The following is a 20,647-nucleotide window of genomic DNA, read 5'->3' on the forward strand; positions in this document are numbered from 1 at the left end:
ATGGCGGTTGCATTAAGTAAAGAAGAGATTCAAAATCGTATTGCAAAGCGTGTGGCCAAAGAATTAGAAGATGGTACTTTGGTAAATTTAGGTATTGGTCTACCAACCAAAGTAGCAAATTTTGTGCCTGAAGAAATGACAGTGTATTTTCAATCTGAAAATGGGTTTATTGGACTAGGTCCTAAGTCAGATGATCCGAATTCGACTATCGTTAATGCAGGAGGACAGCCTGTGACGGTTTATCCAGGAGCCGCTTTCTTTAATAGTGCAGATTCTTTTGGCATTATACGTGGTGGTCATGTTGATTTGACCGTCTTGGGTGCTTTAGAAATTGCAGAAAATGGAGATATCGCCAATTACCTGATTCCAGGCAAAATGGTTCCTGGTATGGGAGGAGCGATGGATTTATTAGTTGGTGCTAAAAAAGTCATCGTAGCTATGGAGCATACCAATAAAGGAAAGCATAAGCTCCTAAAAGAATGTACCTTACCTTTAACAGCAAAAGGTGTGGTTGACCTTATTATCACAGAAATGGGTGTGTTTAAAGTAACGCCAGATGGTATCCAAGTAATTGAAATCAGTGAAGGGTTTACTTTTGATGAGGTTCAAGCTGCGACAGGTGTACCTCTAAGCATAGCTGAAGGTTAATGACCAGTAGCCTTTTCTTGCCATAAAGGCATATTGAGTAAAAAAAACGTCAGTCATCGGTATATCAGAGATTGTGATGCTTATCTGAAATACTTTTAACTGGCGTTTTATGGTGATTTGGTTATTGATCGGCTTCAATTTTTTTAAGGTAGCGGTAAACACTTGGTTCGGAAATACATAGAATATCAGCGACTTTTGAGACGGCTCCTTTTAGCTGAAAGACCCCTTTTTCATAAAGCTTGGCAACAATGTCTATTTTGACATCTTGGCTAAGATGTACATTGTGTCTCAGTAACGAGGGATCAATAATTTGACCGATAATATCTTGGATGTTAGAGGTTAAAATTTCAACAGCTTCTTCTGGCTGGGGTGTGACTGTTTTAGGCTCTTTAGCAGTTGGGATGAAATGTTCTAAATTGAGATTGACAAGTTTTAAGAGGTCCCTAGCTACTCCTTGATAGGCTGAAATATCTAAGTTAATACATAGCATTCCCTCGAGATTACCCTTTTTATCTTTAATAAAAAAAGTAGATCCCCGAACTTCTTTGTGCTGAGGACTAACGATTGCTTTGTAATTGGTCACAAAATCTTTTTCCTTATAGACTTTATTAGTAATCAAATCAAGAGCAAAGGTGGTGAGAGGAGACTGTTTAGACCGTCCACTGATATGACTATTAACGAGTTCTCCAATATAGATATCATTTTTATCAATCACATGTAAAATAATTTCATAGTTATCACCTAAGACATCGTGAAGAAATGTGATAACCGTTTTCCAGTAGTTTAGCGTTTCTTTATCCATGTCAAACTTCCTATATCTATCTTCTTATTTACAAATATAGTAATACATTTTAGACTAAAAAACAATTGCCAATCACCTTAATAATAATTTTTTATCAAAAAGAGAATTTATTATTGACTGTGAATGCGGTTTCCTGTAAAATTTAACTATATTATCAATGAGGAGGTTCGTATATGAAGAGCTACCCAGAACCAATGGGCCCTTATTCAACTTATACGATTGAAGGACATTTTCTATACACCGCAGGCCAATTACCCCTTAATCCAGTGACAGGTCAATTGTCAGATGGTTTTGAGGCACAGTGTCGCCAGGTTTTTGTTAATTTACAATCTATTTTGGCAGAGCAAAAGTTGGACTTGAATCATATCTATAAGCTAAATGTGTATTTAACAGATGTGACCAATGTGGAAATATTAAATCATGTCATGACTGATTTGTTTGAAGAGCCCTACCCTGTTCGGACAGCGGTTCAAGTGTCGGCGCTTCCTTTGCAAGCTTTGATTGAAGTCGAAGCTGTCGCCAGAGTGAAGCAGTTATAGTGTCTTATGTAATGAGATAGATTGGTGGAATAGATTATGGATATTATTATTGGAACAAGTCTTTTGATTCTTGTTTTAGCTATTTTTAGCTTGTTTAACTATAAGGCTCCTCATGGTGCCAAGGCAATGGGAGCTTTGGCTTCGGCAGCTTGTGCCTCTTTTTTAGTTGAAGCCTTTCAAGATTCTTTTTTTGGTAAGGTTTTAGGCTTTCAGTTTCTAAGTGAAGTAGGCGGAGCAAATGGCTCATTATCAGGGGTAGCTGCTGCTATCTTGGTTGCCATTGCAATTGGTGTGTCTCCAGGTTATGCCGTTTTGATTGGTTTGTCAGTTTCAGGAACGGGTATTATCCCAGGTTTTGTGGCTGGGTATGTGGTATCTTTTTTAATCAAGTGGATGGAAAAAAATATTCCTGGTGGGCTTGATTTAATCTCGATTATTATTGTCGGTGCACCATTAACTCGTTTCTTGGCGCAGTTAATTACGCCAGTGATCAATAGTACTTTATTGACTATTGGAGACATCCTGACCTCAAGTGCTAATAGCAACCCTATTATCATGGGAATGATACTAGGCGGTACGATTGTTGTTGTAGCAACAGCTCCGCTGTCATCAATGGCTTTGACAGCCATGCTTGGTCTAACAGGTATTCCGATGGCTATAGGTGCCTTATCTGTCTTTGGCTCTTCTTTTATGAATGGTGTTCTTTTTTACCGATTAAAATTGGGTGAAAGAAAAGACAATATTGCTTTTGCTATTGAACCACTAACGCAGGCAGATGTGACGTCAGCCAATCCCATTCCGATTTATGTGACTAATTTTGTTGGTGGTGCTGCATGTGGTGTTTTGATCGCCCTAATGAAATTGGTTAATGATACGCCAGGGACAGCTACTCCGATTGCCGGTTTTGCGGTGATGTTTGCCTATAATCCTGTCGCTAAAGTGTTGATAACAGCCCTTGGATGTATTATTATCAGCTTAATTGTGGGTTATATTGGAGGTTCTGTCTTTAAAAATTACCGTTTAGTAACAAAACAAGAATTACAAGCGAGAAACTAATAAACATCTTTTTGACAGGACTTTTAACAAGATAGCAGTTATACTGTTATCACATTGGCTTGGCTATTGGCTGGTAAAGGTACCTTACCGTCAACTAGATCAAGGTTACTAAATGCCTAAAGAAGTATAAGATAACACACGAAAGACAGCAATACAAAGCTTTAGAGTTCTGTGTCATCTTACTGCTTTGACAGGTTTTTAGCTAACCTTTTTCTGAACTAAGCCATTGTTTTTATGGATAGAATTGAAAGCGCTTAACTTAAAGATGCTGTTCGTTTAATTAAGCCATTATCCTATCTCAAAAAAGCTGTTAGTAGATAGGTTAGAGATTTAGCTCTAGCTTATATTCACTGGTTGATTAACCCCCCAAAAGTAGCCTTTCTTGTAGCTTTGTTTTTAAGTACCTAGTGAGTCAAAGAATTAGCAATAGATAAAGATAAGGAGTTGATATGTGATGAATACCCTATTGTCACTAATGAATAGTATCGAACAAGAGGCTAGAACAATTTATGACAGTTACGATGCTAAGAAAAAAGCTCTAGCTGACAAAAAAGAAGAAGAGTTAAAGCAGCTGTTCCTTGAGTACGAACAAGAAACTCAGCTACTATTAGAAGCTAAACGTGAGGTGTTTTTTGAAGCTAATCGTCAAGAACAAAAAGCTTCAAAAAAGAGATTAGCGACGCAACAGCTAGCCCTTCATGCCATTTTAGAAGAGCATAAGCTAACCGTTGTTAGGGAGTTAGTGGATAAGGTGGTGGAGACATATGGCCATTAGTCAAATGAAAAAGCTGGCAATGGTTTTTGAAAAAGATTATCTTGATCTTGTTTTAAAAACACTTCAACAATCTCAATTAGTTGAAGTTCGTGACATGAAGCAACTAAAACATTGGCAAGATGCTTTTAACAAAGGCAACGTCAAGTTGCCACAAATCGTCCAATACGATCTGACGCATCAAAAACCTCTACTAGATGATGAAGCTTTACAATACCTTTTACAAAGCCAACAAGAGTTAGAAAACGGCCTTGCTAGCTTATCAGCGTTTTTACCACCAATAGGAAAGTTAACAGCCTTGAGACAAAAAACGCCATCTCTTTCGTTTAAACAGTTCGAAGAACGCCATCGACAACAAGCAGCTCAAACGGCTTTGAAAATGATGTCACAAAAGATAGAGCGACTAGAGCAGCTGCAAAGCAAAATAGACCAGCTAACAGAATACTGTCAGGAGTTAGAAAAGTGGCGTTCCTTGACTGTTTTGCCTCAGGACTTAGCGCAATTTCATTTTTTGTCGGCAAGAGTTGGAACGATTCCTAGTACAGCAAATAATCATTTTTATCATCAGCTAAAGCAGCACAAAGGTCTTTTTATTGAGGAAGTATACCATACAGAATTTGAGTACGGCCTTGTCTTATTTTGGCAAGCACAAGATACGATTCATTTACAGAAATATCAGTTTAAACCCTTATTATATAAAGAACAGTTACTGCCATCAGAACAACTTCGTATAAACAAAGAGTTACTAACGAATTGGCTAGCTGAAAAAGATAGTCTACTAAAAGAGCTTAGGCAGTCTCAAAAGATACTGGCACAGTTACAGGTTGAAATAGACTATGTCCTTAGTCAGTATCAACGGCAGCAAACTAAAAAGCAATTACTCGGTACAAGACATCTAATAGCCTTAGAAGGGTGGATAGAAGCTGATTCGGTTAACCAATTAAAAGGGCTAATGACTAAGACACTAGGTGATATGTTTTATCTGGATAGTTACGATGTCACGCCAGACGATTGGGAAGATGTTCCCATTAAGCTACGTAATCACCGCTACATTGCACCGTTTGAATTGGTTACAGAAATGTACGCTTTGCCAAAATATCAAGAAAAAGATCCGACACCTTTTTTAGCTCCTTTATACCTTACTTTTTTTGGCATGATGGTAGCTGATTTGGGCTATGGTTTGTTGCTATATGCTGTGACACTAGCTGCATTGGTCTTTTTTAATCTCCAAAAAACCAGTAAACGGTTAGTGACCTTCTTTAATATTTTAGCTATTTCAGTAGCCATATGGGGGCTTATTTACGGTTCTTTCTTTGGTTTTGACTTACCTGTGGCATTATTATCAACTAAAACGGATGTGATTACTATTTTGGTTGTTTCTTTGCTATTTGGGTTTGTTACACTTATATTTGGGCTTTTGTTAGGAGCATGGCAACAAGTAAGGATGAAAGCATATGCTACGGCCTATACGTCAAGTCTAGCTTGGACTTTTATTTTATTAGGTCTGCTGTTATTTATTCTTGGTAAGAATGTATCTGGCCTTGCTTACTTATCGGTTATTGGTAAGTGGCTTGCATTGGGCAATGCCTTTGGGATTTTGGTTGTTTCTTTACTAAAAAGCAAAAGCCTTTTAGGTCTAGGTAGTGGATTATATAATTTATATGGCATTAGCTCTTACTTAAGTGATTTGGTTAGCTTTACTCGTCTAATGGCATTAGGGCTTTCTGGAGCTAGTATTGGAGCGGCTTTTAACATGATTGTTGGGATTTTTCCACCAGTCACGCGCTTTACAGTAGGTATCTTTATTTTTATTCTTTTGCATGCGATCAATATTTTCTTATCAATGCTTTCAGGATATGTGCATGGTGCTCGTCTTATTTTCGTAGAGTTTTTTGGAAAATTTTATGAAGGTGGAGGAAAAGCTTTCAATCCTTTAAAGTTAGCTGATAATTATGTCAATGTCAATGAAGAAACAGATTTGGAGGACAATTAACATGGAACATTTAGCACATTATTTTACAGCACATGGTGGCGTTTTCTTCGCAGCCTTAGGAATTGTTTTAGCCGTAGCTCTTAGTGGCATGGGCTCAGCTTATGGTGTCGGTAAAGGTGGTCAAGCGGCAGCTGCGCTCTTAAAAGAAGAACCCGAAAAATTTACGTCTGCGCTTATCTTGCAACTGTTACCCGGTAGTCAAGGAATCTACGGCTTTGCTATTGGTATTTTAATTTGGATGAAACTGACACCAGAACTTTCAGTTAACCAAGGATTAGCTTACTTTTTGGTATCTCTTCCAATTGCTATTGTTGGTTATTTTTCGGCCAAGCACCAAGGCAATGTTTCTGTAGCTGGTATGCAAATCTTGGCTAAGCGCCCTAAAGACTTTATGAAAGGTGTCATTTTAGCAGCTATGGTTGAAACCTATGCTATTCTTGCCTTTGTCGTCTCCTTTATTCTCTTAAATAAAATTGGATAAGGTATGGTCCTTATCTAGATTTTAAAAAACGGTGACACCACTAACACTATCAAAAGGGGGAAATTAGGTGAATGATATAACACAGTTAAGACAAAACGTTCTTGAAAAAGCACATCAAGAAGGTCAACAGTGCCTAAAGATAGCGACAGATAGTCTTGATACTGACTTTAAAGAGCGTCAACAGCAAGGACTACACGATTTAAAAGCAAAGCGTCAAAAAGAGTTAAAAGCTCTTGAACAGCAATTTCAGGTTGCGCAGCAGCAACTCAAAAATCAAGAAAGACAAGCTCTACTAGCATTAAAACAAGACAGTATAAAGGAGCTATTTGAAGCTTCTTTGGAGAAGATGACGAACTTTTCTAAGGAAGAAGAATTGGCTTTTTTGAAGCAAGTCTTGTCTAAATATCCAGAACAGCCATTGCAAGTTACTTTTGGCGAAAAAACAGGGCAAAAGTTCAGTTCTTATGATTGTGCTGAGCTGAGATTAGCATTTCCTCAATTAAGCTATAATCAAGAGCTAATTCCTCAGGAAGCAGGATTTTTAGTCAGTTTAGACCAAGTCGATGACAATTATTTATACCGTTACCTTTTAGAATCAGTTCTTAAAGAAGAAAGCTCCCGCATCATTGATATGCTTTTTTCAGAGATATAGGAGGTTTGACTAGCGATGCCAACATTTCTAGAATTAAACACTACTATCAGTGTCAAAGAAAAAGAGTTATTGACTAAAGAGCAATTTGATAAGCTATTGCAGGCTCCCAATACAACAACCTTAGCTCGACTGTTGCACCAGTCAGTCTATCACCTAACTGTTGACGATCTCAACGATTTGGATCGGCTAGAATCTATCTTAATGGCTGAGCTAACCAAGACCTATCGCTGGGCTTTTGCAGAAACCCCTCAACCTGACATAGTACAATTATTTACCTTGCGTTACACCTATCATAATGTCAAAGTGTTGTTAAAAGCTAAAGCTAGTCAAGCAGATCTGAGTCACTTATTACTACCAATTGGTGACAAGCCTTTGGTGGCTTTGGAACATTTGATTAGGACGATGACTTCTGATGAGTTTCCAAAAGAGGTGGTAACAGAAATCCAGTCCATTTGGGCCGAATATCAAGATTATCAAGACATACGCGTCTTAGAAATTGGTACTGACTTAGCTTATTTTAAGGCGTTGAAACAAATAGCACAAAGATTAGAGGACCCTGTTTTCCAACAAGCTGTTCTTATTGTGATTGATTTGTATAATCTGATTACCGTCAGACGGGCCAAATCGCAAAATAAACCAATAAGTTTCATGATGCAGTTATTATCTGATGAAGCAAGTAGACCAAGTAAAACATTTATCACACTTGAAGATGATAAGGATCTGATGACGTGGTTTGAAAATGTAACACCTGATAGCTATATGACAGCCCTAAAACCTTATTCAGAGAAACTTCGCCAAGGCACTCTTCAAACGACTGAGTTAGAATACCTTGTTGATGAATGCCTTTACCATTTATTTGCGAAGGCCAAATATCAAGTCGATGGGCCTTATGTGCTTGCTCGCTTTTTGCTCGCTAAATCGTTTGAAGTAAAAAACCTACGGCTTTTAGCGGCTGCTTTAGCTAATGATTTACCCAAAGAACGTGTCATAGAAAGGATGAGACCAATAGCATGACCAAAACATTGTATAAAGTCGGGGTAATTGGTAACAGAGATGTTATTCTACCTTTTCAGATGATTGGGTTTCAAACTTTTCCAGTAATAAAACCACAAGACGCTATTAACCAGTTGCGTCAACTAGCAATGGAAGACTTTGGTATTATTTATATCACAGAAGATATTGCTGCAGCTATTCCAGAAGCCCTCACTCACTATGACAATCAAGTTCTACCAGCAGTCATACCATTACCAACTCATCAAGGAGCGCAAGGGATAGGCCTGTCACGCATACAAGCCATGGTTGAAAAGGCTGTCGGTCAAAATATTTTATAACACTAAGACGTTAGGCAAAGAGGACTTATACTCTGTTTGAGGCTTATGAGTAGCTAACTGATGAAATGCAAGGACAGGAAAATTGGTGAAGTTAGCAGCTGAACGCATAGGATAGTTTGCTGACTATTCAAAATAGTCACATTAAACCTTGACAGTATAGATTAGTTAGTATGATTTGGAAAAAATAAAGGAGGAAAAAGGTGAACCAAGGAAAAATAATAACCGTTTCGGGACCTCTTGTTGTGGCTTCTGGGATGCAAGAAGCTAATATTCAAGATATTTGTCGTGTGGGACATCTTGGCTTAGTCGGAGAAATTATTGAAATGCGTCGCGATCAAGCGTCTATTCAGGTTTATGAGGAAACATCAGGGATCGGTCCAGGAGAACCAGTAGTGACTACTGGTTGTCCTTTGTCGGTCGAGTTAGGCCCGGGCCTGATTTCAGAAATGTTTGACGGTATTCAGCGACCGCTTGATCGTTTTCAAAAAGCAACGGACAGCGACTTTTTAATCCGTGGTGTGGCTATCCCAAGTCTTGATCGAAAGGCTAAGTGGGCATTTATTCCCAAGCTAAGTGTTGGTCAAGAAGTAGTTGCAGGTGATATTTTAGGAACTGTGCAAGAAACAGCTGTCATTGAGCACCGTATCATGGTTCCTTATAAAGTTTCAGGGACCTTGGTGGCTATTCATGCAGGGGACTTCACAGTAACAGATACAGTTTATGAAATTAAGCAGGAAGACGGTTCCATTTACCAAGGTAGCCTCATGCAGACTTGGCCAGTTCGTCAAAGTCGCCCTGTTGCTCAAAAGCTTATCCCAGTCGAACCTTTGGTTACAGGTCAACGGGTTATTGACACCTTTTTCCCTGTTACAAAAGGTGGTGCCGCTGCCGTTCCTGGACCATTTGGGGCAGGAAAAACAGTTGTGCAGCATCAAATAGCTAAATTTGCCAACGTTGATATTGTTATTTATGTCGGTTGTGGGGAACGCGGCAACGAGATGACCGACGTTTTGAATGAGTTTCCAGAGTTAATTGACCCAAATACAGGCCAGTCCATTATGGAGCGCACGGTGTTAATTGCAAACACCTCTAATATGCCAGTAGCAGCGCGTGAAGCGTCGATTTACACAGGTATTACCATTGCCGAATATTTCCGTGATATGGGCTATTCTGTGGCTATCATGGCAGACTCGACATCACGTTGGGCAGAAGCTCTGCGCGAGATGTCAGGACGCCTACAAGAAATGCCTGGTGATGAAGGCTACCCGGCTTACTTAGGGAGTCGTATTGCCGAATATTATGAACGGGCTGGTCGTGTTCGGACCTTGGGAAGTCAAGAACGTGAGGGAACCATTACAGCCATCGGCGCGGTTTCTCCTCCTGGAGGGGATATTTCAGAGCCTGTCACTCAAAACACCCTTCGGATTGTCAAAGTTTTCTGGGGGCTCGACGCGCCTCTTGCGCAACGGCGTCACTTCCCAGCGATTAACTGGCTGACGTCTTATTCATTGTATCAAGATGATGTAGGAAGCTATATTGACCGTAAACAGCAATCTAATTGGTCCAACAAGGTAACTCGTGCCATGGCTATTTTGCAGCGTGAAGCCAGTCTAGAAGAAATTGTACGCTTGGTGGGGCTTGATTCACTGTCTGAACAAGATCGTTTGACCATGGCTGTTGCCCGGCAAATTCGGGAGGATTATCTCCAGCAAAATGCCTTTGATTCGGTGGATACCTTTACTTCCTTTCCGAAACAAGAGGCCATGCTAACCAATATTTTGACCTTTAATGAGGAAGCCAGCAAAGCCCTTTCTTTGGGAGCTTATTTTAATGAGATTATGGAAGGCACTGCTCAGGTACGCGATCGCATCGCACGCAGCAAATTTATCCCAGAAGAAAACTTAGAGCAGATTAAAGGGCTTACTCAGAAGGTTACCAAAGAGATTCACCACGTTTTAGCAAAGGGAGGAATTTAGATGAGCGTTCTCAAAGAATATCGGACGGTTAGCGAAGTGGTTGGCCCTTTGATGATTGTTGATCAAGTTGCAGGAGTGCACTACAACGAATTGGTAGATATTACTTTGCATAATGGAGAAAGGCGTAAAGGTCAAGTCTTAGAAGTCCAAGGTGACAAGGCTATGGTACAGCTATTTGAAGGATCAACTGGCATCAACCTAGCCAAAACCAAGGTTCGATTTACAGGGCATCCTTTGGAATTAGCCGTATCAGAAGATATGGTAGGGCGCATCTTTGATGGAATGGGGCAGCCCATAGACGGCGGTCCAGAACTTATTCCCGAAAAATACCTTGATATTGATGGTCAAGCGATCAATCCTGTCGCTCGTGATTACCCAGACGAATTTATCCAGACAGGTATCTCAGCTATTGATCACCTCAATACCCTCGTTCGTGGTCAAAAGTTACCAGTTTTTTCGGGCTCAGGGTTACCTCATAATGAATTGGCCGCACAGATTGCTCGTCAGGCAACTGTTCTAAACTCTGATGATAACTTTGCGGTTGTGTTTGCAGCTATGGGTATTACTTTTGAAGAGGCAGAATTCTTTATGAATGACTTGCGTGAAACGGGTGCCATTGATCGATCTGTTTTATTTATCAATTTAGCTAATGACCCTGCTATTGAACGCATTGCAACACCACGTATAGCTCTGACAACAGCCGAATACTTGGCTTATGAAAAAGGTATGCATGTTTTAGTCATCATGACAGATATGACAAATTATTGTGAAGCCTTACGAGAAGTATCAGCCGCTCGCAGAGAAGTTCCAGGCAGACGAGGTTATCCTGGCTATCTCTATACTAATCTCTCCACCTTATATGAACGGGCTGGTCGCTTGATCGGGAAAAAAGGGTCAGTGACTCAAATTCCTATTTTAACCATGCCAGAAGATGACATTACCCACCCTATCCCCGATTTGACAGGTTATATTACCGAAGGTCAGATTATTTTGTCGCAAGAACTATATAAAAATGGTTTTAGACCGCCTATTAATGTCTTGCCATCGCTATCTCGCCTAAAAGATAAAGGCTCAGGTGAAGGTAAGACTCGACAAGACCATGCTGCTACAATGAATCAGCTCTTTGCAGCCTATGCCCAAGGAAAACAAGCTAAGGAATTGGCTGTTGTGCTCGGTGAATCAGCCCTTTCTGAAACGGATAAACTATATGTGGCCTTTACCAACCGGTTTGAAGAAGAATACATTAACCAAGGATTTTACACCAACCGTAGCATTGAAGAAAGTCTTGACTTGGGTTGGGAATTGTTGTCGATTTTGCCACGTACCGAATTAAAACGCATTAAAGATGATATGTTAGATCGTTATTTGCCTAAAGCAGATACCACGATGACAAAGGTTTTTGTTGCAAATGATTGAGTTGACCATGCAATTTCAAGCCCTTGACGAAAGGAGTTATATCAATGGCACGATTAAATGTTAAACCAACACGCATGGAACTTAGTAACTTGAAAAATCGCTTGAAGACAGCTACAAGAGGTCATAAATTATTAAAGGACAAGCGGGATGAGTTGATGCGCCGCTTCGTTGATTTAATTCGTGAAAACAATGAGCTTCGGCAAACTATCGAAAAAGAACTTGCTGCCAATATGAAGGAGTTTGTCTTGGCAAAAGCATCCGAAAATAGTCTAATGGTAGAAGAACTCTTTGCTGTTCCAGTCCATGAAGTGACCTTATGGATTGATATTGAAAATATCATGAGTGTCAATGTGCCTAAATTCCATGTCCAGTCTAATACGGCAAGAGAGCAAGAACAAGGTGAGTTTGCTTATAGTTACCTCAGCTCAAATAGTGAGATGGACAATACTATCCAAAAGACAAAAGAACTATTAGAAAAGCTCTTACGGTTAGCTGAAGTTGAAAAAACTTGTCAACTAATGGCTGATGACATTGAAAAGACTAGACGTCGCGTCAATGGCTTAGAGTATTCTATTATCCCGCAACTGAAAGAGACGATTCACTACATTGAGTTGAAATTAGAAGAGGCCGAGCGTGCGAGCCTTGTTCGTATTATGAAAATAACATCATAAAAGATAAGTGTTATATCAAACAAGGCGATTATTCGTTAAGTAGTAAAAAAGCAAGCCATCAAAGGGATTAACCTAACTGATGGCTTGCTTTTTAAGTAGCGTGACAGGTGATGTTTAGCTTATGCGCGAGTTATTTTATCAATTGTTTTTTGAGTTTCCTTGCCTTCACTAAGAAGTGCTTGCACAATATTTTGGTCACGTAGTTTGACAGAATCGTTAATGGTTTCGGCAGACCTGATAATAGCACTTTCTAGTTGTGCTCGTTCTTTGCGTCCATGATCAATCGCCGCAATGATCCCATTATTTTGTGCTACTAAACTTTCTGCCAGACTTGTCACAGATTTCATAGACAAAGTAGGGTTTTGTGCTGATTGTTCCAATGCTGGGATGGCTTCTTTACTTGTTTCTGCTAGCATCTGAAGGGCAGCATTATTAGCATTAATAATGGCATCAGCAGTCATTCCAGATTTAACCGATTGTTGCATCATGCCTAACTGAGCAATAGATAGTTTCATCGTTGGAATGGTATTGCGGCGTAACATGCCTAGTTTTTGACGCATGTCAGAAGAGACCTTGACTAGATTACGCATTTGCGGAGTTGTCGCCCAAGCAACATAGAGGCGACTCAAGTATTCGGTGTGTTGTTGTTCGAGAGTGTTGATGACTTCGGTAGTTCTTGCCAAAAGATCAGCTTTTATTTGATAGTCTGGTGTAGCACTGTCTTTGGTTTTTAGGTCTTTTTGTAAAGCCGCAGCGCGCTGACTAGCTTCTTTTTGACTAGCTTCGATAAAAGCAATGACGCCTACCAAATGTTCAATGGACTTAGTATTATCTTCAATTAACAATTCTGCTGAGACAATATTGCGAGCTAAGGTATCTTCTTGCTTGACAACCGCTGCAGCCATACTATCCATTTTTTGCTCAATGTTTTGAGAATCAAAATAAAACTCTTGCAGGGTATCACGGCTTTGTTTAAAGAGTTTTTGAAGAAAGTTTGGCTTTTTATCAAGGTCCACAGGTGTGGCATCCTTGTATTTAGCGATAAAACCATTGAGTTCACGATTGGTTGATTTTAAAAGATCATCCACTTGTGGAATCTGTAATTTTTTTTGCTCTGCCAAGATATGATTAACCGTTGCATTGACCCCTTCAACAGCAGACTGACCAAAATCAAGTAGCGCATTTTGGTCTGCCAAAAAGGTATCTACCAATGCCGGGGCTTTGGCAGTAATAGCTGTCTGCTGGTCAGCACTTAGTTTCTCAAAAAAAGAGATTTGGCCATTTGTGTCAGTTGGTAAGTCTGAGATAATATCGGTGGTTTTATCGGTTTTGATAACAGCATTGTCAGCAATTTGGTCAATGTCAAAATTAAAATCTGCCATAAAGGGACTCCTTTAGTCTTTTTGGTGATGCGTTGTTCGTCTTTGAGTAGCACCTTGCATGATTCGAAGGCTAATATCAAAATCTTTAAGATCACTTTCATTGAGTCGACGAAGGGTTTCGTCAAGATCTTCATCAAATTGTTGGATAGCTTGTTTGGCTTGTTCTAAACGAGCAGCAGCGTTATAGTAATTTTTAGGCTCTTCTTTGATTTTTAAGTAGCCTGTTAAGATATCCTCAAACCTCCTCATGTTAGCATCATGCAGCGCAAGCAATTCTTCTTGATTGTCGGCTCCTTGGATTTTAGCAAGGATAGCTTGATGATCTGTCTGAATATTATCATAATACGGTTTGAGCTCAGGTGCTTTGTTAATAAGATTAGGAGATGGGGTTTTCAAAGGCTGAGGGTTAAGAGTTGTGGCAATCTGCAGTGTTTCGAGTTGAAGGGTAATATCACTTTCAACGTCATTGGCTTTTTTGGTGATACGACGATAAATTTGGGGATCTAACTGGTCTTTTAACGTAATAGCTTTTGCTTTGATGTCACTAAGTTGTGGTAATAATTGCTGAGCTAGTACGTTATATTGGAAGTCATCATGGTCTGCCAGATAAGTGTCTAACAGCCGAACTTTACGATCAGCTAGCTGAATTTTTGCTTTTAGATCTTCTAATTGTTTGGCAATCTTGGCCTTTGCTAGCCGCTTTTGATGAGATCTAACACGAAAAATAGCATAACCTGTACCACCAATGGCTATGGCAGGCAAAATGTCTAGAAGTGACTCAGTAAAAGAAGAGCCACCTATAAAGCTTGAAATCATAAAAAAAGCAATGATTAGCCAAATCCAGTTTAGTGATTTCTTTTTTGTGCTCGTGCGGTCATACTTTCTAATCATGTGATATTTCCTCGATATGTTTTTACTGGCTATCTCATAGAGGTAACTTACTATTATTTTACCTTAAAACCGCTATTTCTGAAAGAAAAGAGCTAATGTTTTAAGAGAATCGTTTAACCCTGCTAAAGCTTAGGAGAAACGAGGTTAAAAGCTTTTCTCTTATAATGTTCGTTTTTTTAGGATTGTTTACCATGGTTAAAAAAAGAGTTTCTCTTTTTCCTTAATAATGCTAAGAAATCTAGCAGAAAAAATCATTTTTTGCTATAATAAGTTGTAAGATATATGCTAGCAGGTGAGATTCCTGCCTGTTTTCTTTAAATATCAAGAGCTACATTGCTGATCTTACAGATCTGACCTTCTTTTTGGTTTTTAAGCAGTGGTTAGCTTGCCTATGATTTTTATTGAGAATAAGTGTTTCAGAAAGTTAGGACAATGATATGACATCTGTAGTTGTTGTTGGTACCCAGTGGGGTGACGAAGGTAAAGGTAAAATCACTGATTTCTTGTCAGCGGATGCAGAAGTAATTGCACGCTATCAAGGTGGTGATAATGCTGGTCATACGATCGTGATTGATGGTAAGAAGTTTAAACTTCACTTGATCCCATCAGGAATTTTCTTCCCGCAAAAAATTTCCGTTATTGGTAATGGCGTTGTGGTCAACCCCAAATCTTTGGTCAAAGAGTTGGCGTACCTGCATGATGAAGGAGTGACGACAGATAACCTTCGCATTTCAGACCGAGCTCATGTCATTTTACCTTATCATATCCAGCTGGATCAACTGCAAGAAGATGCAAAAGGTGACAATAAAATCGGAACAACTATTAAAGGGATTGGTCCAGCTTATATGGATAAAGCTGCTCGAGTTGGTATCCGTATCGCAGATTTACTGGATAAGGATATCTTTGCAGAGCGCCTACGCATTAATTTAGCTGAGAAAAACCGTTTATTTGAAAAAATGTATGACAGTACACCTCTTGATTTTGATGCTATTTTTGAAGAATACTATGCTTACGGTCAAGAAATCAAGCAATATGTGACAGATACTTCTGTAATTTTAAATGATGCACTTGATGCCGGTAAACGTGTTCTTTTTGAAGGTGCACAAGGGGTTATGCTTGATATTGACCAAGGAACGTACCCATTTGTAACGTCTTCAAACCCAGTTGCTGGTGGTGTAACCATTGGTTCTGGTGTTGGCCCAAATAAAATCAACAAAGTAGTTGGTGTCTGTAAAGCCTACACAAGCCGTGTCGGTGATGGGCCATTCCCTACAGAACTCTTTGATGAAGTGGGTGAGCGCATTCGTGAAGTGGGTCATGAGTACGGGACAACGACCGGCCGTCCACGTCGTGTCGGTTGGTTTGATTCGGTTGTCATGCGCCACAGTCGTCGTGTATCAGGTATTACTAACCTCTCTCTGAATTCAATTGATGTTCTTTCAGGGCTTGATACGGTTAAGATTTGTGTGGCTTATGACCTTGATGGGAAACGTATTGACTATTACCCAGCAAACCTTGAACAACTCAAACGTTGCAAACCAATCTATGAAGAATTACCAGGCTGGCAAGAGGACATCACAGGTGTTCGTAGCCTTGATGAGCTTCCTGAAAATGCCCGCAACTACGTTCGTCGTGTTGGAGAATTGGTTGGCGTTCGCATTTCAACCTTCTCAGTTGGTCCAGGGCGTGAACAGACCAATATTCTTGAGTCAGTCTGGGCATCTATCTAAGGTGTCTAGTATGACAAAGAGTTGGATAGCGTTTCCAGCTCTTTTTACCGTTTGTTGGATTGTATAGTTAGTCATGCTATTACTAGTTGCTTGAGTTTTGTCGTTGTCTTATCTCCTTAAGAGGTGATTTTTAAGGAGATAATGGGTTTTACCAGTTGATCTCACTTTCTCGTTCGGTCATTTTGGTGAAAAAGAGATTTTTCAGCAAAAATAGTAGGATAAAACTGATTTTTTTGATATACTAAACTTTTCGTTCTAGAGCATAAGTAGAACGTTAACAATGACACATCACTTTAGGATTAAACATTTAGGAGGTTCATTTTCACATGAACAAAAAAGTAATGTCACTTGGTCTTGTTTCGACTGCCCTATTCACATTAGGAGGCTGTACCAATAACTCCGCTAAACAAACAACTGACAATTCATTAAAAATCGCTATGATTACTAATCAGACGGGTATTGATGACAAGTCATTTAACCAGTCAGCCTGGGAAGGCTTACAAGCTTGGGGAAAAGAAAATAAACTTGAAAAAGGAAAAGGCTATGATTATTTCCAATCAGCCAATGAATCAGAGTTTACCACAAACCTTGAGTCAGCAGTAACCAATGGTTATAATCTTGTTTTTGGGATTGGATTTCCATTACATGACGCTGTAGAAAAAGTAGCCGCAAACAATCCTGACAACCATTTTGCAATTGTGGATGATGTGATTAAAGGTCAAAAAAATGTTGCAAGTATCACCTTTTCAGACCATGAAGCGGCATACCTAGCCGGTGTTGCAGCAGCTAAAACGACAAAAACCAAGCAAGTTGGTTTTGTAGGTGGTATGGAAGGAGATGTTGTCAAGCGCTTTGAAAAAGGTTTTGAAGCTGGTGTGAAATCAGTAGATGATACCATCAAAGTAAGAGTTGCTTATGCAGGCTCTTTTGCAGATGCTGCCAAAGGCAAGACGATTGCAGCTGCTCAATACGCTGAAGGCGCAGATGTTATTTATCATGCAGCAGGAGGCACAGGGGCGGGTGTCTTTAGCGAAGCTAAGTCTATCAACGAAAAACGTAAAGAAGAAGATAAGGTTTGGGTTATTGGTGTTGACCGTGACCAAAGTGAAGATGGAAAATACACTACAAAAGATGGCAAGTCAGCTAATTTTGTTTTGACCTCAAGTATCAAGGAAGTCGGAAAAGCTTTAGTAAAAGTAGCCGTAAAAACCTCAGAAGACCAATTCCCAGGTGGTCAAATAACCACTTTTGGTTTAAAAGAAGGTGGTGTTAGCCTTACAACGGATGCTCTGACACAAGACACTAAAAAAGCTATTGAGGCTGCTAAAAAAGCGATTATCGAAGGAACCATCACAGTTCCTGAAAACTAAAACTGTACAATACCGTCCAGAGTCGTCACGAACCGACTTTGGACTTTTTAATAAAGGTGTCAAGTAGCTCCACAGATACGTTGACAGCAGCCCTGCCTTTTATTATAATGAAGGTGATAGAAAACAGCGCAAAAGCCAAAAAAAGGGCTTTTTTATAATGAAAGGAAACATCATGCTAGATTCATTTGATAAGGGCTGGTTCGTCCTCCAAACTTACTCAGGCTACGAAAACAAAGTAAAAGAAAACCTCTTGCAACGTGCCCAAACCTATAACATGTTGGACAATATTTTGCGCGTCGAAATTCCGACACAAACGGTTAACGTTGAAAAAAATGGGCAAACCAAAGAAATCGAAGAAAATCGCTTTCCAGGGTATGTCTTGGTTGAAATGGTCATGACAGATGAAGCTTGGTTTGTTGTGCGTAACACACCAAACGTTACAGGTTTTGTGGGATCACACGGGAACCGATCAAAACCAACACCACTTCTTGAAGAAGAAATCCGTGCTATCTTGTTGTCTATGGGTCAAACCATTGATGTCTTTGATACCAATATCAAAGAAGGCGATGTGGTTCAGATCATAGACGGTGCCTTTATGGGACAAGAAGGCCGTGTGGTAGAAATCGAAAACAACAAAGTGAAACTGATGCTCAACATGTTTGGCTCTGAAACAGTAGCAGAAGTTGAACTTTATCAAATTGCAGAACTATAGGCTCTCAAAGGTTTGATGGTATAAGTATTACCATCAGACCTTTTTTAGTTGGAAGTGAAGCGTGTGTACAAACAAACGGATGACTATTGTTAACATCATTGTAATCAGAGATAATTAACAGATCTATTACTGATAACGGTGCTACTATCAAATATTTAACTAGTACTTTTAATCTGGTTTAAATAGAACAGATGTGAAGGTTCTGTGATAATAAGATGGAAATATCCCCTTGAAACTTGTAACAGTTGGCTACTTGTTTTTTTTGTGTTCATTTTTTTGATAGAAAAGCCTAAAACGATGTTAATAAATCGCATTGACAAAAACTATTTGCTAATGTATAGTTTACTTAAAAATAATATAAGGTGGTTTACATGAGAAACAAAAAAGTAACATTAGCTCATATTGTCGCAAAGACAAGTGTTGCTATTGCTTTGGCTGGAGCAATGGGTAGCAGTTTATTAGCTAATAGCACAACGTACGCTGTTAGTGGCAAAGAAAATAAAAAAAGCGATGTCAAATATGAAACGACCAAAGTTATGGAAGCTAACGCAACTTCCTCTAAAGAAGACAATCATGTCATGCACACATTAGACGGCTCAATGAGTACTGTCTGGGAGGAAAATTCACCTGGTGGTGGTGTTGGTGAAGTACTTTCCTACAAGTTTGCGTCCCCGATGCATATTGGGAGAATTTTAATTGTTAATGGAGATACATCTAGCAAGGAGAATTACTACAAGAAAAATAGAATTGCAAAGGCTGATGTTAAATACTATAACAGGAATAAATTGGTCCTCTTTCAAAAAATTGAATTAGGCGACACCTACACTAAAAAACCGCATCACATTGAGATTGATAAAAAATTAGATGTTGATCGTATTGATATTGAGGTAACAGAGGTCCATCAGGGACAAAACAAGGATATTTTAGCCTTGTCAGAGGTCACTTTTGGCAATATAGAACGCGATATTTTTGAAAAAAAGTTTAAAGAAATTAAAGATAAATGGGTAACAGATAAACAAGCAGATGAGTTTATTGAAACTGCCGACAAGTATGCTGATAAAGCTGTTCAGATGTCTGCTGTTGCGTCACGTGCTGAGTATTACCGGATGTACGTTAGCCGCAAATACCACTACAAAAAAGAGTTTGTTGAAAAACTAAAACAAGTCTACAAAGAAAGCGGAGCTTCCCACGTTACAAGCAAAAAAGATGTGATGTTAGCTTTTGACGATGCTAAAAAAAAGTCAACGATTGGTCGACAAGAAAACGGTCTTTTTGTGACAAGTTTTGCTGAGGATATGGCTTTGCTCTTTACTGATCAAGGTAAGTTAAAATCAGCTGACCAAATTGAAAATATAAAAGATGTCGATAGCGGAAAATATAGCGATGGGGTTTATCAATATGAGTACGATTCTGAACTAACAAAAAACATTGATAAGCTAGGCTATATCCGAACAGCTAGCGGAGATACTCCTGGAGCAAATTCGCTCAACGTTCCTGGTTGCCAAACGTGGTCAGGAAAACACATTGAAAATTCAGAAAGTGAATTAATTTTCCCATCGATTAGTGTTAAAGATCTAAAATCTAAAGCTGTCTTAGCAGAGATTGATGCCAAAGGCTATTTTGAAATTATTGATCCTACCATCATTGCTCCAAATGGTGACCATAAAAAAGTAACTGGTCGCTTCAAAATTAAGAAAATGCAAGATAGGAAGTAACAATATGTATAAGGTGCCAAAGGGTTTAGAACATTACCAAAAAATGTTTCAAAAAGAAGTAACTGTTAATGATTAAAAAAAATACTTGATAGGTAGTGACAAAGAGTATCGTATCACTAGAAGAGACTCTTATATGGAAGATATTTCTGATCCAGAAGTTATTTTAGAGTATGGGGTTTACCCTGCTTTCATAAAAGGCTATACCCAATTGAAAGCTAACATCGAAGAAGCATTATTAGAAATGTCAAATAGCGGTCAAGCATTAGACATTTACCAAGCAGTTCAAACCCTAAACGCTGAAAACATGTTATTAAATTATTACGAAAGCTTGCCATTTTATTTAAACCGTCAAAGCATACTAGCTAATATGACCAAAGCGTTAAAAGATGCGCATATTAGAGAGGCTATGGCACATTACAAATTAGGAGAATTTGCTCACTATCAAGATACTATGCTTGATATGGTCGAAAGAACAATAAAAACATTTTAGAATGATAAAAAGGTATGAAG

Annotated in this window: 19 protein-coding genes and 1 pseudogene; 17 read left to right on the forward strand and 3 right to left on the reverse strand. The window is 39.1% G+C overall.

Going from position 1 to position 20,647, the window contains the following annotated elements; translation table 11 throughout:
* On the forward strand, positions 1-648 hold the full coding sequence (locus B6D67_RS00830) for a 3-oxoacid CoA-transferase subunit B (RefSeq protein ID WP_002987854.1): 648 nt from the start codon (positions 1-3) through the stop codon (positions 646-648).
* A 121-nt stretch (positions 649-769) separates the two neighbouring features.
* On the opposite strand, the gene B6D67_RS00835 is transcribed toward B6D67_RS00830, so the two are convergent.
* A complete protein-coding gene (locus B6D67_RS00835) occupies positions 770-1,450 on the reverse strand; it encodes a helix-turn-helix transcriptional regulator (protein WP_002986450.1) in 681 nt (226 codons plus the stop codon).
* Positions 1,451-1,623: 173 nt separating this feature from the next.
* On the opposite strand from B6D67_RS00835, the gene B6D67_RS00840 reads away from it, so the two are divergent.
* The 11 genes from B6D67_RS00840 to B6D67_RS00890 all read left to right on the forward strand — a co-directional run bounded on the left by B6D67_RS00840 (position 1,624) and on the right by B6D67_RS00890 (position 12,337).
* Positions 1,624-1,989 (forward strand): RidA family protein, encoded by a 366-nt coding sequence (locus tag B6D67_RS00840; protein WP_002986446.1) that lies wholly within the window; start codon positions 1,624-1,626, stop codon positions 1,987-1,989.
* Positions 1,990-2,025: 36 nt separating this feature from the next.
* Positions 2,026-3,045: a PTS fructose transporter subunit IIC gene (locus tag B6D67_RS00845; protein WP_002986443.1), complete on the forward strand. Its 1,020-nt coding sequence runs from the start codon at positions 2,026-2,028 to the stop codon at positions 3,043-3,045.
* Between the two features lie 454 nt (positions 3,046-3,499).
* Positions 3,500-3,820, forward strand: coding sequence for a hypothetical protein (locus B6D67_RS00850; protein WP_002986440.1), 321 nt, complete (start codon positions 3,500-3,502; stop codon positions 3,818-3,820).
* Positions 3,810-5,810 carry a V-type ATP synthase subunit I gene (locus B6D67_RS00855; protein ID WP_010921821.1) on the forward strand — a complete coding sequence of 667 codons (2,001 nt, stop codon included), beginning with the start codon at positions 3,810-3,812 and terminating at the stop codon, positions 5,808-5,810. The genes B6D67_RS00850 and B6D67_RS00855 overlap by 11 nt, the downstream gene beginning before the upstream one ends.
* Before the next feature lies 1 nt (position 5,811).
* Positions 5,812-6,291 (forward strand): V-type ATP synthase subunit K, encoded by a 480-nt coding sequence (locus B6D67_RS00860; protein ID WP_002993834.1) that lies wholly within the window; start codon positions 5,812-5,814, stop codon positions 6,289-6,291.
* 67 nt (positions 6,292-6,358) lie between these two features.
* Positions 6,359-6,943 (forward strand): V-type ATP synthase subunit E, encoded by a 585-nt coding sequence (locus tag B6D67_RS00865; protein WP_002986431.1) that lies wholly within the window; start codon positions 6,359-6,361, stop codon positions 6,941-6,943.
* Positions 6,944-6,958: 15 nt separating this feature from the next.
* On the forward strand, positions 6,959-7,957 hold the full coding sequence (locus B6D67_RS00870) for a V-type ATPase subunit (protein ID WP_010921822.1): 999 nt from the start codon (positions 6,959-6,961) through the stop codon (positions 7,955-7,957).
* Complete coding sequence (locus B6D67_RS00875) at positions 7,954-8,274, forward strand: V-type ATP synthase subunit F (protein WP_002987866.1); 321 nt, start codon at positions 7,954-7,956, stop codon at positions 8,272-8,274. Before B6D67_RS00870 ends, B6D67_RS00875 begins: the two co-directional genes overlap by 4 nt.
* Positions 8,275-8,474: 200 nt before the next feature.
* Positions 8,475-10,250: a V-type ATP synthase subunit A gene (locus tag B6D67_RS00880; RefSeq protein WP_010921823.1), complete on the forward strand. Its 1,776-nt coding sequence runs from the start codon at positions 8,475-8,477 to the stop codon at positions 10,248-10,250.
* Positions 10,251-11,666 (forward strand): V-type ATP synthase subunit B, encoded by a 1,416-nt coding sequence (locus B6D67_RS00885; protein ID WP_002986419.1) that lies wholly within the window; start codon positions 10,251-10,253, stop codon positions 11,664-11,666.
* Positions 11,667-11,710: 44 nt separating this feature from the next.
* Positions 11,711-12,337 (forward strand): V-type ATP synthase subunit D, encoded by a 627-nt coding sequence (locus B6D67_RS00890; protein ID WP_010921824.1) that lies wholly within the window; start codon positions 11,711-11,713, stop codon positions 12,335-12,337.
* 119 nt (positions 12,338-12,456) lie between these two features.
* Here B6D67_RS00890 and B6D67_RS00895 read toward each other — a convergent pair whose 3' ends face one another.
* Together B6D67_RS00895 and B6D67_RS00900 are read right to left on the reverse strand one after the other, a co-directional pair.
* Positions 12,457-13,719, reverse strand: a complete 1,263-nt coding sequence (locus B6D67_RS00895; protein WP_010921825.1) for a toxic anion resistance protein — start codon at positions 13,717-13,719, stop codon at positions 12,457-12,459.
* A gap of 12 nt (positions 13,720-13,731) precedes the next feature.
* Positions 13,732-14,610 carry a hypothetical protein gene (locus B6D67_RS00900; RefSeq protein ID WP_010921826.1) on the reverse strand — a complete coding sequence of 293 codons (879 nt, stop codon included), beginning with the start codon at positions 14,608-14,610 and terminating at the stop codon, positions 13,732-13,734.
* A 437-nt stretch (positions 14,611-15,047) separates the two neighbouring features.
* Between B6D67_RS00900 and B6D67_RS00905 the strand changes: the two genes are divergently transcribed.
* The 5 genes and pseudogenes from B6D67_RS00905 (at position 15,048) to B6D67_RS00925 (ending at position 20,627) form a co-directional block, all read left to right on the forward strand.
* Positions 15,048-16,340 (forward strand): adenylosuccinate synthase, encoded by a 1,293-nt coding sequence (locus B6D67_RS00905; protein ID WP_010921827.1) that lies wholly within the window; start codon positions 15,048-15,050, stop codon positions 16,338-16,340.
* A gap of 326 nt (positions 16,341-16,666) precedes the next feature.
* Positions 16,667-17,710: a BMP family lipoprotein gene (locus B6D67_RS00910; protein ID WP_011528187.1), complete on the forward strand. Its 1,044-nt coding sequence runs from the start codon at positions 16,667-16,669 to the stop codon at positions 17,708-17,710.
* Positions 17,711-17,882: 172 nt separating this feature from the next.
* Complete coding sequence (gene nusG / locus B6D67_RS00915; RefSeq protein WP_002987881.1) at positions 17,883-18,422, forward strand: transcription termination/antitermination protein NusG; 540 nt, start codon at positions 17,883-17,885, stop codon at positions 18,420-18,422.
* 371 nt (positions 18,423-18,793) lie between these two features.
* Entirely contained in the window at positions 18,794-20,137 is a 1,344-nt protein-coding gene (gene nga / locus B6D67_RS00920) for a nicotine adenine dinucleotide glycohydrolase (RefSeq protein ID WP_010921829.1), read from the forward strand.
* A gap of 4 nt (positions 20,138-20,141) precedes the next feature.
* Positions 20,142-20,627, forward strand: a pseudogene (locus B6D67_RS00925) (NAD glycohydrolase inhibitor).
* Positions 20,628-20,647 lie beyond the last annotated feature (20 nt).

Origin of the sequence: Streptococcus pyogenes (genome assembly GCF_002055535.1) — a bacterium.
Classification (GTDB): domain Bacteria; phylum Bacillota; class Bacilli; order Lactobacillales; family Streptococcaceae; genus Streptococcus; species Streptococcus pyogenes.